This window comes from Noviherbaspirillum suwonense (assembly GCF_900182955.1).
Lineage (GTDB): Bacteria > Pseudomonadota > Gammaproteobacteria > Burkholderiales > Burkholderiaceae_D > Noviherbaspirillum_A > Noviherbaspirillum_A suwonense.
Genome location: NZ_FXUL01000025.1, coordinates 16,448 through 29,299, shown reverse-complemented (window position 1 = coordinate 29,299; position 12,852 = coordinate 16,448). Strand labels below are relative to the sequence as shown.

At 66.9% G+C, this 12,852-nt stretch carries 14 protein-coding genes; 4 read left to right on the top strand and 10 right to left on the bottom strand.

All coding sequences use genetic code 11. The annotated features are described in order from the left end of the window. Positions 1 to 66: 66 nt before the first annotated feature. From QOL82_RS23960 to QOL82_RS23950, 3 genes are all read right to left on the bottom strand, one after another. Positions 67 to 462, bottom strand: a complete 396-nt coding sequence (locus QOL82_RS23960) for a VOC family protein (protein WP_283444830.1) — start codon at positions 460 to 462, stop codon at positions 67 to 69. A 55-nt stretch (positions 463 to 517) separates the two neighbouring features. After that, positions 518 to 988, bottom strand: coding sequence for an AAC(3)-I family aminoglycoside N-acetyltransferase (locus QOL82_RS23955; RefSeq protein WP_283444829.1), 471 nt, complete (start codon positions 986 to 988; stop codon positions 518 to 520). Between the two features lie 262 nt (positions 989 to 1,250). After that, positions 1,251 to 2,234: a Bug family tripartite tricarboxylate transporter substrate binding protein gene (locus tag QOL82_RS23950; protein ID WP_283444828.1), complete on the bottom strand. Its 984-nt coding sequence runs from the start codon at positions 2,232 to 2,234 to the stop codon at positions 1,251 to 1,253. A gap of 207 nt (positions 2,235 to 2,441) precedes the next feature. On the opposite strand from QOL82_RS23950, the gene QOL82_RS23945 reads away from it, so the two are divergent. After that, positions 2,442 to 3,350 (top strand): LysR family transcriptional regulator, encoded by a 909-nt coding sequence (locus tag QOL82_RS23945; protein WP_283444827.1) that lies wholly within the window; start codon positions 2,442 to 2,444, stop codon positions 3,348 to 3,350. Positions 3,351 to 3,476: 126 nt separating this feature from the next. Beyond that, positions 3,477 to 4,658, top strand: a complete 1,182-nt coding sequence (locus QOL82_RS23940; RefSeq protein ID WP_283444826.1) for a PhnD/SsuA/transferrin family substrate-binding protein — start codon at positions 3,477 to 3,479, stop codon at positions 4,656 to 4,658. Between the two features lie 218 nt (positions 4,659 to 4,876). On the opposite strand, the gene sorU is transcribed toward QOL82_RS23940, so the two are convergent. The 7 genes from sorU to QOL82_RS23905 all read right to left on the bottom strand — a co-directional run bounded on the left by sorU (position 4,877) and on the right by QOL82_RS23905 (position 10,329). Then, positions 4,877 to 5,197 (bottom strand): SorU family sulfite dehydrogenase c-type cytochrome subunit, encoded by a 321-nt coding sequence (sorU, locus tag QOL82_RS23935; RefSeq protein ID WP_283444825.1) that lies wholly within the window; start codon positions 5,195 to 5,197, stop codon positions 4,877 to 4,879. A 12-nt stretch (positions 5,198 to 5,209) separates the two neighbouring features. Continuing rightward, complete coding sequence (sorT, locus tag QOL82_RS23930) at positions 5,210 to 6,457, bottom strand: SorT family sulfite dehydrogenase catalytic subunit (protein WP_283444824.1); 1,248 nt, start codon at positions 6,455 to 6,457, stop codon at positions 5,210 to 5,212. Between the two features lie 220 nt (positions 6,458 to 6,677). Further along, complete coding sequence (locus QOL82_RS23925; RefSeq protein WP_283444868.1) at positions 6,678 to 7,625, bottom strand: tripartite tricarboxylate transporter substrate binding protein; 948 nt, start codon at positions 7,623 to 7,625, stop codon at positions 6,678 to 6,680. A gap of 277 nt (positions 7,626 to 7,902) precedes the next feature. Continuing rightward, complete coding sequence (locus tag QOL82_RS23920) at positions 7,903 to 8,592, bottom strand: hypothetical protein (protein ID WP_283444823.1); 690 nt, start codon at positions 8,590 to 8,592, stop codon at positions 7,903 to 7,905. Positions 8,593 to 8,614: 22 nt separating this feature from the next. Further along, positions 8,615 to 8,995: a type II toxin-antitoxin system VapC family toxin gene (locus QOL82_RS23915; RefSeq protein ID WP_283444822.1), complete on the bottom strand. Its 381-nt coding sequence runs from the start codon at positions 8,993 to 8,995 to the stop codon at positions 8,615 to 8,617. Further along, the gene (locus tag QOL82_RS23910; RefSeq protein ID WP_283444821.1) at positions 8,992 to 9,198 is read right to left on the bottom strand and encodes a type II toxin-antitoxin system VapB family antitoxin; all 207 of its coding nucleotides are present in this window, start codon (positions 9,196 to 9,198) and stop codon (positions 8,992 to 8,994) included. Before QOL82_RS23910 ends, QOL82_RS23915 begins: the two co-directional genes overlap by 4 nt. 141 nt (positions 9,199 to 9,339) lie before the next feature. After that, positions 9,340 to 10,329 (bottom strand): LysR family transcriptional regulator, encoded by a 990-nt coding sequence (locus tag QOL82_RS23905; protein WP_283444820.1) that lies wholly within the window; start codon positions 10,327 to 10,329, stop codon positions 9,340 to 9,342. Between the two features lie 259 nt (positions 10,330 to 10,588). Here QOL82_RS23905 and QOL82_RS23900 point away from each other — a divergent pair, with 259 nt between their 5' ends. Both QOL82_RS23900 and QOL82_RS23895 read left to right on the top strand, forming a co-directional pair. After that, positions 10,589 to 11,470 (top strand): alpha/beta hydrolase, encoded by an 882-nt coding sequence (locus QOL82_RS23900; protein ID WP_283444819.1) that lies wholly within the window; start codon positions 10,589 to 10,591, stop codon positions 11,468 to 11,470. A 156-nt stretch (positions 11,471 to 11,626) separates the two neighbouring features. Further along, entirely contained in the window at positions 11,627 to 12,850 is a 1,224-nt protein-coding gene (locus tag QOL82_RS23895; protein WP_283444818.1) for an efflux RND transporter periplasmic adaptor subunit, read from the top strand. Positions 12,851 to 12,852 lie beyond the last annotated feature (2 nt).

Genomic DNA, 12,852 nt, shown 5'->3' with positions numbered 1-12,852 from the left:
CCACGGCGCACGGAACAATGCCGACTTGCGGCCGGAACGCCTGACTACCCGCGGCGTCCAGCACGGCTAGCCGCCGTACGTGTCTCCGGCAAACCGGATCAGGCAGAAGCCATTGCCGAACGGGTCCGAAAACGTCGCGCATCGCGATCCCAGCCAGTCGACAGGTTCCGATTCCTGCCTGGCGCCGGCTGCCAGCGCCCGCGCCATCGCTTCCTCGAGGTTGTCGACGACGAAATCCACATGCACTGGCGTCCAGTGCCGCGCATAGTCGCGCGTGGCGGCGCCGGTCGAACTTGCCGTCGATCCGGCTGCCTTCTCCAGCAAATAGATCACGCAGCCGGCGCCCGTCAGCTCCGCCACATCGGAATCGAGGTTCCGGCTGTGGGTCAGGCCCAGCGCCGCCTGGTAAAACGCCAGGGCTTTCTCGAGATCGGGAACATCGATGTTGACCAGCACCTTCATCGTGGACTCCTTTCAGGCAGGGCAGCGGTACGCGTACCGGACTCCCGGCGCGCCGTCAGCCGGCGATGGGACGATCCTTCACCGCGATATCGAAATGCAGCACGTCTTCGCGCAGGCCGAGCTTGGTGTAGAGCGCAATTGCGGCTTCGTCGCCGCGATCCGCCTGGACGAATATGACCCAGGCACGCCGGGATGCCGCGATGTTCCCGAGCGCGCCGATCAGCGCCGTCGCAATGCCCCGGCGCCGGTGCGTTTCGCTGACGGCGAGGTCGTAGATGTAAATCTCGCTGCGCTGCTGCTCGAATTTTTTCAGCTCGTAGGCGACGAGGCCGCCCACGCAATCGTCGCCGGCCAGTGCGACGAGCGTTATGAAGTAATCGGTGTCGAGGAGCTGGCGCAGGTAGCCGGGGCCGGGCCGGTTGCCGCCGTATGTCGCGGCATCGTCGAAAGCCTTGCCGAACAGGTCCAGCAGCGCATCCATCTGCGTGACGTTCGCGGCGGTGACGCGTTCGATGTGGAAGGACATGACCGGCTCCCGGATCGATCGTGCGTTTCGTGCCGGAGCGCATGGCGCCCCGCGCCCTGCGTCAGGCTGCCATCCATCCCAGGTCACGGCGTGCCGGATGGGATCGATGGTCTGGGCTACCCCGACGTAGGGTGTAATATGCGTAGCGCATTACACCCCACGTTGCCAACAGGCGGTGGACGTTGACTGGCCAGCGGTGTAATGCGCATTCGCTATTTACACTCTACGGAATTTCACGCCGCCCGGTGAACGGGGATCGGCATTACTCGGCCTTGATCTGTGCGTCTGCGATGACCTTGCCCCATTGCGCGATCTCGGTTTTCAGCCAGGCGCCGAACTCGTCGGGCGTGTTGGTGCGCGGCTCGGCGCCTTGCGCGGCCATCTTCTCGCGCACGTCCGGCATCTTGACGATCCTGACCAGCTCCGCATTGAGCTTGTTGATGATGGGCTTGGGCACGCCCGCCGGCGTCATCACGCCCTGCCAGCTGCCGGACACGAAGCCGGGCACGGTCTCGCTCAGCGTCGGCACGTCCGGCAGCTGCGGCAGGCGCTTGCTGCTCGACACCGCCAGCAGCTTGAGCTTTCCATCCTTAACATGCGGGTAGGTCGCGACCATGCCGTTCATGGTCAGGTCCACCTGGCCGCCGACCAGGTCGGTGATTGCCTGCGCGCCGCCCTTGTACGGGATATAGCCCCAGTCGATGCCGGTTTCCTTCGCGAACAGCACGCCGGCCAGGTGGGTCGCGCTGCCGGTGCCGGCGGCCGCGGCGAAATTGAGCTTGCCCTTCTGCGTCTTGGCGTAAGCGATCAGCTCCTTGACCGATTGCACCGGCAGTCCGGGATAGGTCACCAGCAGGTGCGGCGAATAGGCCAGCATGGTCACAGGCGCCAGGTTCGCGGTCGGGCTGAACGGCAGCTTGGGATAGAGCGACGGGCTGATCGCCAGGTTGCCGACGTCCATCAGCAACAGCGTATAGCCGTCCGCTTCCGCCTTGGCGACCAGGTCCGCGCCGATGTTGCCATTTGCGCCGCTGCGGTTTTCGACGATCACCGGCTGGCCCCAGGCTTCATTGAGCTTCTGGCCTACCATGCGGGCCAGCACGTCGGAGGTGCCGCCTGCGGGAAACGGCACGACGATCCGGATGGGTTTTTTCGGGTAGCCGGCGGCCGCGTCCTGCGCGCTTGCCAGCCCCGAGCCCAGTACGCCCAGGCAGGCGGTGGTCAGCAACGCTACGATTTTCTTCATCGATGTCTCCAGTTTTTTATGCGACGCGGCATGCGTGATTGACCCTTTGTGCGCCTTGGCCGGGCCGCAGCGGGCGGGCGCAGGCGGGAGTCGGCAACCGCCAACCCCCAGCCGCTGTCTTTGCAGCGTTTGTGTGGGGGATTATAGGCACTGGATCGATAATCGTCTAAGCTAGAAAATGGATCTATCAATACAAGGATTGAATCGATGATCGAGCTGTTCCAGATGAAGTGTTTCGCGGCCGTGGCCGAGGAACTGCATTTCGGCCGGGCCGCCGCGCGTCTCTTCATGACCCAGCCGCCGCTGAGCCGCCAGATCCAGCTGCTGGAGCAGGCGCTGGGCGTGCAGTTGCTGGAGCGCTCCAGCCGCAGCGTGCGGCTGACGGCGGCGGGCAAGGTGTTTTATGAAGACAGCAGCGCCGTGCTCGCGCTGGCCGCGCGTGCGGTGGAAACCGCGCGCCGCACCGCCAGCGGCGAGGCCGGCCGTATCGTGCTGGGCTATACGGCCGTCACCGGCTATGCGCTCATTCCCGACCTGATCACCGCCTTGCAGGCGCGTTTCCCCGGCATCGACATCGTGCTGCGCGAAATGGTGTCGTCCGAACAGCATGCTGCGCTCGCCGCGCACAACATCGACCTGGCGTTCCTGCGGCCGGTGATGAGCGAGCAGGCATTCGGCTATGTGCTGGCGTCCCGGGAACCCATGCTGCTGGCGATCCCGGACAGCCATCCGCTGGCCAGCAAGCCGCGCATCGCGATGCGGGACATGGCGAACCAGCCGTTCATCATGTATGCGCCAGTCGAGGGAAGCTATTTCCACCAGAAGATATCGGCGCTGTTTGCCGCCAGCGGCGTGTCGCCGCGCTGCGTGCAGCAGATCGCGCAGACCCATACGATCCTGGCGCTGGTGAAGGCCGGGGTGGGCATGGCCATCGTGCCGGCGTCGGCGCAGTCGCTGCGGATGGAAAACATCGTCTACCGGCCACTGTGGCGCAAGGATGTGTTTGCCGAGCTCTACCTTGCCTGGCCGCTGGCGCACCGGAACCCGGCGCTGGACACGGTCCGGGACTTCATGGTCGCGCACCTGGCGGCATCCGGCCTGATCGACCAGGGTTGACCGGACCGCGCGCCGCCAGGCCGACGATGCCTCCCATCGCTGCACTTTAGTTTCCCAAGAGAAATTAAATCGGATACACTGGTGGCAGGCGATATCCATTCCAGACCACTCATCGGAGCGCAGTCAATGAAGCTAGGCCGGACAATTCAACGGATCGTGTTGTGGTGCGCGGTGCTCGCTCCTGGCGCCGCACTGGCGGACTTCACGATCCTGGTGGGCAACGATCCCGCGGACGAGTCGGGCGGCAGCCTTGGCTTCCTGGCGTTGCCGGCGTCCTTGCAGGACGCGCTGGGCAAAAAGGTCATCTACAAGCAGACCTCGAACCTGACCGATGTGATGCGCGCTTCCCGCACGCAGGAAAACGACATCCTTGTCGGGCCGCCCCATGTGACCGCCTCGGCCATCAGCCACGGCTACCGGCTGCTGGCGCGCGACACCAGCAATACCCATTACGTGCTTGTCGCGCGCAAGGATGTGGCCAGCCTCGCCCAGATGGCCGGCAAGCGGCTTTACCTGACGCAGGAAGACTCCGCGCGCGCCTATCTTGCGAAAGGCTTGCTCACTGACGCCAATATCAACCTCAAGCAGTTCAAGCAGGTCGCTTACGGCAGGACCAGCGGCGCGGGCCTGCTGGCTGTGAAGATGAACCTGGCCGACGTCACGGTCGCCGAGCAGGCGGAAGCGGAACGCTGGATGAAGGCCAATCCCGACGTGGCCGTCATCCTGAAGTCCACGCGCCCGGTGCCGGGCGGCGCGGCGATGATGGTGCGCAAGGGCCTGCCGGAAGCCGACCGCAAGACCGTGCTGAAATGGCTGGCGTCGAATGACGCGAAGCTGAGCGGCTACGGCAAGCTGCAGCCGGCGACCGAGGCCGACGAGGACCAGTACCGCTATATCGCGTCCCTGGGCATCCTGACGCCGCAGGCGGTGCAGGGCGCCACCGTCGTCGCCGCAACCGAGGTCGCCAGGCTGATCGCGTCCGGCGTCGCGGTGGTCGACACCCGCAGCCAGAAGGAATTCGACCATGAACATATCGCCGGCGCGATCCATGCGCCGTATGTCGAGCGCAGCCTGAAGGAGCGCGACTTCGACCAGGCGCTCGATGATTATTCCGCCATCGCAAAGCTGCCGAAGGACAAGCCGCTGATTTTCCTGTGCAATGGCCCCGAGTGCTGGAAATCCTACAAGGCGTCGAAGATCGCCGCGGAAAGCGGGTTCAAGACCGTGTACTGGTATCGCAACGGCATGCCGGAATGGCGCGAGAAATCCATGCCGACCGTCGGCGGGACCCTGGCGGCGGCCAGGTAAAGGGCGCCGTATTGCGTGGCTCCGATTGGGCGGATGCGATACGGGCTCACGAGGCGCGATGAAGCGCCGTAGGGTGTAGTGAGCGCAAGCGCATTACACCGTTGGCCGCGAACAGGCGATGGTGGTTGATTGGCCAGCGTTGTAATGCGCTGCGCTTATTACACCCTACGACTCCGAACCGTCGATCCCATCCGGTGCCACATGACCTGGCATGCGTATCAGTTCGTCGCGCCGGTTACCTGCGCCACATAGTTCGCCAGCTGCCTGATCTGCGCGTCGGTGAGCGTGGTGTAGGCGGGCATCTGGCCGATGCCGTTGCGGATCGCCTTTTCGACCCGTGCGGCATTGGGCTTGAGCTCGTCGAGCACCGGCCCGATCTCGCCGGTGGCCCCGGCGTGGGCCAGAGTATGGCAGACCGCGCATGCCGGCACGGCGCCCTTGGTAAACAGCAGCTTGCCGTCCTCGACGCTGCCCTGCGCGGCGGCGCCGCCCATGGCGCCGCCGAGAACGGCTGCCAGCAGCAGCCGCCGTCCGTTCATGAAGGCCCTCATCTACGCCACCGTGACCTGCAGCGCATGGTCGCGCCAGCTGGTGTTGTTGTAGCCGCCGACGTTGTCGACCCGACCTTCTGGCTGGACATTGCCCTGCGCATCGGTGGCGCGGCTCATCAGGGTGTGTGTGCCGGCGGCGAGCCTGACCGGGAGGACGAACTGGCGCCAGGCATAACGGCCCATGTCCGGGCCGACGAAGCGGGCGGCCTGCCAGGTCTTCCCGCCGTCCACCGACACCTCGACGGACTTGACCGCATGGATGCCGCCAAAGGCCACGCCCTTGACCTGCATCGGGCCGGCCGCAAGCGGCCCCTGCTCGCCGCTGGGCGAGTTGATCCAGGACTTGACGCCCATTTCCCACACCGACGGCTGGCTCTCGTCAGCCTTCTGGTCGGGCGGCGTGATGCGGTAACCCGTCTTCTGGATTTTTGCGTCGGACTGCTCGACCGTGAACGCCAGGCGCTTGATGTACTTGACGTTGTTCACGCCGGTGTAGCCGGGCACGATCAGGCGCAGCGGCCCGCCATGCGCCAGCGGCATCGCCGCCCCGTTCATTTCCCATGCAAGCAATGCGTCGGCCATCGCGGCCAGCGGCACCGAACGCTCGACCATCACGCTCTTCGGGTCGACGCCTTCCGGCAGCTTCTCGCCGCCCGTGCCCGTCATGTAGACCGCGCCGCCGGCGACGCCGCCCAGCGCTTCGACGACCGCGCGCACCGGCACGCCGCTGAATACCACGCACCCGGCCGCGCCGACCTGCCACGGCGTGCCGCTGGGCTTGTTCGGGAACAGCCCGCGGCCGTTGCCCGAGCATTGCAGCACCATGGTGACGGTTTCAAGTCCCATGGTCTTCAATTCCCTGACCGTCAGCTTGCGCGGCGCCTTCACGCCTTCCACCATGATTTCCCAGCCGTCGCGATCGGCGACGATGGACGCGTCCGGCGCCGGCAGGTTGTTGCGGATGTAGAGCTGCTCGCTCGGCGTGATGATGCTGGTGCCGAATGCGCTGCGCCGGGTTTCCAGGGTGCCGGAAGTGTGCACGATCATCGCGGCCGGATCTTTCCACGCCACGTAGGAAGGCAGCGGTTTCGGGGCCGCGGGCGCGGCGGCGCCCACCGCCTGCGCCATCGCCGTTCTGCTGAACCCGGCGAGGCCCGCCATGGCGAGCGCGGTGCCGCCGGCGAGCAGGTTCCGGCGCGTAGGGTTGTTCAGCCTGGTCTCCGGGGTGTGGATCGATTCTTTTGTCATGACCATTCCATTCGATATAGACGGTTTTGAGTTTCGGCGGGCGCGCCGAGGTAGCACAGCGGTGAAGTGAACCTTATTATGCACACATTTCTTAAGAGAAACAATGCGCAGCCGGGCCGCATACTTGCCTGGCGTCGTCCGGACGCGCCTCGATGGGTGACAAAATCGCCTGTCCAGTGCCCGACGCCCTGCGCCGGACAATCAGGGCGGCACGCCCGGCTCAATCGCTCTTGATGCCGTTGTCGCGGATGACCTTGCCCCAGCGGTCGTAATCCTCCTGCATCCTGGCCTTCATTTTCTCGGGCGACGCATAGGCGGCGATCGTGCCGGCGCCAAGCAGCTTGGCCTGCACGTCCTTGTCGGCCAGGACTGCCTGCAGTTCCTTGTTGAGGCGGTCGATCACCGGTTTCGGCGTGCCGGCAGGCGCCATCAGGCCGCCCCAGGCGACCGCATCGAAGCCGGCGAAACCCTGCTCGGCGACCGTCTTCACGTCCGGCGTGAAGGCGACGCGCTTGGCCGAGCCGACGGCGATGGGCCGCAGCTTGCCCGCCTTGATATGCGGCAGCGCCGCGATCATATCGGAGAACATCATCGGCACCGTTCCGCCCAGCAGGTCCTGCATCGCCGGCGCGCTGCCTTTGTACGGCACGTGCCGGATGTCGAACTGGCCAAGGTTCTTCAGCAGCTCGGTGGACAGGTGGCCGAAGCTGGCATTGCCGGCGCTGGTGTAGTCGAGCATGCCGGGCTGCGCCTTCGCCTTCGCGATCAGGTCCTGCAGGCCGTTCACGTCGGGCATCTTCTGCGGGTTCACGACCATCACGATCGGCAGGTCGTAGGCGCTGCCGATCGGCGCAAGTTCCTTGAACAGGTCGGTGTTCTTCGCGTTGCTCAGGTGCGGGAACAGCAGCGCGGGCGTGGCCAGCATCATCAGCGTATAGCCGTCGGCCGGACTCTTGGCCACGGCTTCCGCTCCGATCATGCCGGACGCGCCCGGCCGGTTTTCCACGACCACCTGCTGCTTCAGGCCTTCGCTCATCTTCTGGCCGATGATGCGCGACGCGACATCGGTCGGACCGCCAGGCGGGAAGGGCACGACCAGCTTGATCATGCGGTCCGGATAGCCCTGCGCCGCGGCGGCGCCGGCCGCCGCGCACAGCAGGGCCGCCATCGCAAGGCGCTTGAGCCTGGGGTTGGCCGAGCGGGGCAGTGCCGGTTGCACGGCGATGTTCTTGATGCGGTACAGGCAGGTCATGGTCTCATCCTCTATATATATAGGTATGGGCCGCCTTGAAGGGCGGCCTTTCAAATGCGGCGTCATGCTAGCAGAGGACGGCGACCGCCTGTCCAAAAAAGGGTCCTGGCCTGGCCGCGCATGGCCGGTCCGTCAGCCATCGCAGCGCAACGCGCGATCGGAGCTGACCGGCCGGTCGCCCTCCCGCGGCATGTCAGCGCGGCTTCGGCGTGCGCTTGCGCCGCAGCGTCGCGCCATGGCGCAGCAGCGCGGTTTCGAATTCCGGGAAGGTCTCCGGTGTCATGCCGTCTTCCCGCCAGAGCGTCATCAGCGCCTGCCGGACTTCGGCCTTGTCCAGTGTGCCGGCGTCGACCAGGCCCAATGTCCCCGCCGCCAGGACCGCCAGCGCCGACGGCAGCGGCTGCGCCTTGCTCCAGACGCCGCGCAGTTCGCGCAGGAAGATGCCGGCAGTGACCTCGCCAATGCCCTTGCCTAGCTGCCTGATGCGTCGCACCAGGTCCGTTTCGTCGGCGGCGGCCAGGTGCAGCGCATTCGCATCGTCCCCGTAGTCGAGCGAAAGCCGGTCGGCGACCTCGATCAGCTTGGTCGCCGTCTTGAAGTCGTAGCGGGCATAGCCGCCCCGGCCGAGCGTCCTGACCAGCGCATGCCAGCCGGCTTGCCGGATGCGATCGAAGCGGACCAGCCCGGCCCGCTCGAATTCCCGGTAGGTTTTCACCGCGGTGCCGACCGGGATCGGCGCCCCGAAGAGCACGGCGGCCAGCAGCCATTTCTGGATCTCGGCCGGGTCGCCGCCGGACAGGTCGATGCCGAGTTCCCGCGCATAGCTGCCGCCGGTCTCCCGGACGAAGGCGGACGGCGAAAATGGGGCTTGTGTGGAGGGCAAACCGTGCCTGCCTGTGCGCCGGCTAGTGCAGCTGGCTGTGGAAGGCCATGCCGAAGCGCTCCGCCAGTTCCGCCAGCCGCCGGTCCAGCGTCCACAGGCGGGCCGCCGGCGTGATCAGCGTCGACCCGAGCAGGCAGATGTCCACCAGTCCGCAGCCGAGGCCGTACAGTTTTTCACGCTCGATCAGGTTCATCGTCTCGTCCAGCGTGACCTGGTTGCATGCTCGCAACAGCCCGATCTGGCCCAGCGTGCGTGCGCGCGGCGCGGGCGGCGTGCCGCAGGCCAGTTCGGCAAGCACCATCGGGTGCGTCAGCACGAGGTCAGCCTGGAGCAGGCTGACGAGCACGTCGTTGCCGTTGCGGAAATGATCGATCCAGACCGAACTGTCGATGATCACGCTCATCGCGCGGCGGTTTCTTCCCGGCGCCGGGGCACATCCTGCATGGCGGGCGCCGCGCCGCCCAGGGCGGCCAGCCGCTTGGCGGCCTGCACGCGTACGAAGGTCTTCATCGCTTCGCGAAAGATGTCCGACTTGTCCATGTCCGGGTCGGCCAGTTCGAGCGCTTTCTCGTAGAGCGCATCGTCCACGGTGACAGTGGTTCGCATGACAGCCTCCGCATCATAAAAGATGTTAGTCTGCATCAAAATCATCATCAATGCAATGTCGCCAGCGATGCGGCGCCAGGAACGCCGCGTCCCAGCGCAGGCGGCTAGCCGACGATACTGCCTGTCTCGGCCGCAAGCGTCCTAGACCGCCGTGGCCGGCGCAGCCGCGGATGCGACGCCCGTCGCCGCAGGGGCCGCGGCGACGGGCTGGCCGGCGGCGCGCAGGCGCATCTGGGGGTGGCTCGAAAACAGCTCGGCCACCCATTCGACGAACACCCGCACCTTGGCCGACAGGTTGCGGCTTTGCGGGAAGACGATGTGGACCGGCAGCGGGTCGCTGGTCCAGTCGGGCAGCAGCTGCACCATGCGTCCGGCGGCGACATGCTGCATCAGCAGGTAGTCCGTCATCTGGACCACGCCCAGGCCGGCCAGGCCCGCGTGCACGTAGGCATTCGAGTCGTTCAGCGCGATCACGCCGTGCATCGCGATATCGATGCGCTCGTCGCCGCGCCGGAAATCCCAGTCGTAGGTCTTGCCGGTCTTGGCCGAGAAATAGTTCACGCAGCGATGCCGCTCGAGGTCGCGCGGGTGCTTCGGCACGCCATAGCGTTCGAGGTAGGACGGCGCAGCGGCCGTCAGGAAATTGATGACGCCGACGCGGCGCGCAATCAGGCTGGTGTCCCACAGCTCGCCGCCGCGGATGGCGCAGTCGACGCCTTCCTCCACCAGGTCGACCGGCCGATCGGTGCTGCCCAGCTCCATCACGATGTCCGGGTAGCGCTCGAAGAAGGCGGGCAGGGCCGGGATCAGGATCTCGCTGGCCAGGCCTGACGGCACATCCACGCGCAGCCGGCCGCTGGGCGACAGGCGGGCGCGCGACAGCGACTCGTCGGCATCCCGCACGTCCGACAGGATGCGCACGCAGCGCTCGTAGTAGGCCGCGCCGTCGGTGGTGACCGTGACCAGGCGGGTGGTCCGGTGCAGCAGCTTGGTCGACAGCGCGCTTTCCAGCGACTGCACCAGGGTCGAGACGGTGGCCTTGGGCAGCTGCAGGATCTCGGCGGCGCGCGTGAAGCTCCCGACGTCGACGACCTGCACGAATACGGCCATGGCCTGTAGCTTGTTGTTCATAGGGGCGATTGTTCAGCAGACTGAATAATGGATTCGCGATTAGCGCGTTTATCGGATTCTAGTTCATGTCTATAGTGCGAGTACGGTGCTGCCAATGCAGGCAGCGGCAGTGGAAACGGGAGTGGGTCATGGAACATCACGGGAGAATTCTTGCAGGCGCGGCATCTGCGCGCAGCGCGGCGGACCGCGCCGGAATGTCAGGCGGCCGGGACCACGCGCCTGCCGGCGCGACGCGCGTCGCTTCCCGCAAGGTGCGCCAATGAATGCGCCGCTCGCGCAGCACGGCAGCGGGAATCCCGCCGCGTCCGGCCAGCATGAACTGGCGGTGCGCGAACTGGAGATAGCGGGCTTCGAAGGCCCGCTCGCCGGCCGCCTGTACCGCGCCGCGGCCGATGGCCGGCGCGACCTGCTGATCGTGTTCTTCCATGGCGGCGGATTCGTCGACGGCAATCTGGACGAGGCGGACGGTTTCCTGCGCCGCCTGGCCGACGCCAGCGGCTATCCGGTGGTGCTGTCGTCGACCTATACGCTGGCGCCGGTGAAGCCCTTCCCGGCCGCCGTCGAGGATGCCCACGCGGTGCTGGAGTGGGCGGCAAGGAACAAGGCGGCGCTCGGCTGGACCGGCAAGCGCATGCTGGTGGCCGGCATCGAGGCCGGCGGCAACCTGGCCGCCGTCGTCGCCATGATGGCGCGCGACCGCGGCGCGCCGCGGGTCGCCGGCCAGGTCCTGATCATGCCGATGCTGGACCCCGGCCTGTCCACCTGCTCGATGCGCGAACTGCCGACCTGCGTCGACAAGGCCAGGGTCGTCGACGACTGCGTGGCTGCCTACCGCGGCTACCTGCCGCATGTCGCCGACCGCAGCCATCCGTACGCGTCGCCGCTGCAGTCGAGCCGCCTGAAGAACCTGCCGCCGGCCCTGATCCTGTCGACCGACGACGACCCGCTGCGGGACGAGGCCGAAGCCTATGGCAAGAAGCTGATCAGCGCCGGCGTGCGGACCACGGTGCGGCGGCTGCCGCCGGCCCGGCTGCAGGAGCCGAACGCCCGCAACGAATGCGCCTGCACCGGCGATGTGCTCGACGAAATCGCCAACTTCATTGCCGGCCTCGACGGTGCGCCGGCGCCGCCCGGCGGCTGAGCCGCGCGCGGCCGCAACGCCGTAAAACCCAATAGAAACCGTGCCGTCCAGGCACGGCGGACCTGGCTGTGCATGAAAGCCCGGGAAGCACACTGTTCGCCTAAAAATTAGTTATTTATCAACAAAACCAACGCGCTGCCGGAATGGAACGATCACATGAAACCCCTTGAAACCCTGAAGACGGCCGCAAGGCCACTCGTGCTGGCGCTCGCTGCGGCCGCGCTGGCCTCCACCCTTGCCAGCTGCTCCGACGCCACCGGCAAGGCGGCGCCCGCGCAAGCCGCTCCCGCCGCCGCGCCGGTGTCGGCCGCCGCGGTGCTGGAACGGCAGATCGCCGAGACCCAGGAATTTTCCGGCCGGCTGGAAGCCATCGAGCGCGTCGAGATCCGGCCGCGCGTGTCCGGCTTCATCACCGCCGTGAACTTCAGGCCGGGCGCCGAGGTGAAGAAAGGCGACGTGCTGTTCGTGATCGACCCGCGCCCTTACCAGGCCGAGGCCGACCGCGCCGAGGCCGCCGCCGCGTCGGCCCGCGCCAAGGCGGACCTGGCGCGCCTGGAGCTGGCCCGCGCCGAGCGACTGCTGGCCGACAAGGCGATCCCGCAGCGCGAATACGACGAGCGCGCCTCCGGCTTGAAAGAGCTCGACGCCAACGCCCGCGCCGCGCAGGCCCAGTACGAGTCGGCCAGGCTGAACCTGGCTTATACCCGCGTCGCGTCGCCGATCGATGGCCGCGTGTCCAAGGCCGAGATCACGCTGGGCAACCTGGTCGACGCCAGCGCCGTGCTGACCTCGGTCGTGTCGCTCGACCGCATCTATGCCAGCTTCGACGGCGACGAGGCGACCTACCTGCGCGTCGGCGCGCAAAGCCACAAGGGCCAGCCGGTCGCCGTGAAGATCGGGCTGGCCAACGAGGACGGCTTTCCGCACGAAGGCAGGCTTGAATTCGTCGACAACCGGCTCGATGCGCAGACCGGCTCGGTGCGCATGCGCGCCACCTTCGAGAACCGCGACCGCGCGCTGGTCCCCGGCCTGTTCGCCCGGGTCCAGCTCGGCGGCGGCAGCGCCACCGCGAACGCCATGCTGATCGACGACCGCGCCGTGGGCACCGACCAGGACCGCAAGTTCGTCTTCGTCGTCGACAAGGACAGCAAGGCGGAATACCGCCCGGTCAAGCTCGGGCCGAGCGTCGACGGCCTGCGGGTCGTCAAGGAAGGACTCAACGCCGGCGAACGGATCGTCGTCAACGGGCTGCAGCGCGTGCGCCCCGGCGCGCCGCTCGCGCCGGAGATCGTGCCGATGCATGCCGAGAACCGCAAGGGCGCCACGGTCGCCGCGCTCGACCAGCCGGGCAAGGCCGCCGCCACCGCCGCGAAGGAATAAGC

What these genes read in the sequence shown, in the direction of transcription:
- QOL82_RS23940 (WP_283444826.1), top strand. Translation starts at nt 3,477, where the DNA reads ATGAAGCTAGGCCGGACAATTCAACGGATCGTGTTGTGGTGCGCGGTG.
- QOL82_RS23910 (WP_283444821.1), bottom strand. Translation starts at nt 9,198, where the DNA reads ATGCGAACCACTGTCACCGTGGACGATGCGCTCTACGAGAAAGCGCTC.
- QOL82_RS23900 (WP_283444819.1), top strand. Translation starts at nt 10,589, where the DNA reads ATGAATGCGCCGCTCGCGCAGCACGGCAGCGGGAATCCCGCCGCGTCC.
- sorT (WP_283444824.1), bottom strand. Translation starts at nt 6,457, where the DNA reads ATGACAAAAGAATCGATCCACACCCCGGAGACCAGGCTGAACAACCCT.
- QOL82_RS23955 (WP_283444829.1), bottom strand. Translation starts at nt 988, where the DNA reads ATGTCCTTCCACATCGAACGCGTCACCGCCGCGAACGTCACGCAGATG.
- QOL82_RS23960 (WP_283444830.1), bottom strand. Translation starts at nt 462, where the DNA reads ATGAAGGTGCTGGTCAACATCGATGTTCCCGATCTCGAGAAAGCCCTG.
- QOL82_RS23925 (WP_283444868.1), bottom strand. Translation starts at nt 7,625, where the DNA reads ATGGCGGCCCTGCTGTGCGCGGCGGCCGGCGCCGCCGCGGCGCAGGGC.
- QOL82_RS23905 (WP_283444820.1), bottom strand. Translation starts at nt 10,329, where the DNA reads ATGAACAACAAGCTACAGGCCATGGCCGTATTCGTGCAGGTCGTCGAC.
- QOL82_RS23915 (WP_283444822.1), bottom strand. Translation starts at nt 8,995, where the DNA reads ATGAGCGTGATCATCGACAGTTCGGTCTGGATCGATCATTTCCGCAAC.
- QOL82_RS23895 (WP_283444818.1), top strand. Translation starts at nt 11,627, where the DNA reads ATGAAACCCCTTGAAACCCTGAAGACGGCCGCAAGGCCACTCGTGCTG.
- QOL82_RS23950 (WP_283444828.1), bottom strand. Translation starts at nt 2,234, where the DNA reads ATGAAGAAAATCGTAGCGTTGCTGACCACCGCCTGCCTGGGCGTACTG.
- QOL82_RS23945 (WP_283444827.1), top strand. Translation starts at nt 2,442, where the DNA reads ATGATCGAGCTGTTCCAGATGAAGTGTTTCGCGGCCGTGGCCGAGGAA.
- sorU (WP_283444825.1), bottom strand. Translation starts at nt 5,197, where the DNA reads ATGAACGGACGGCGGCTGCTGCTGGCAGCCGTTCTCGGCGGCGCCATG.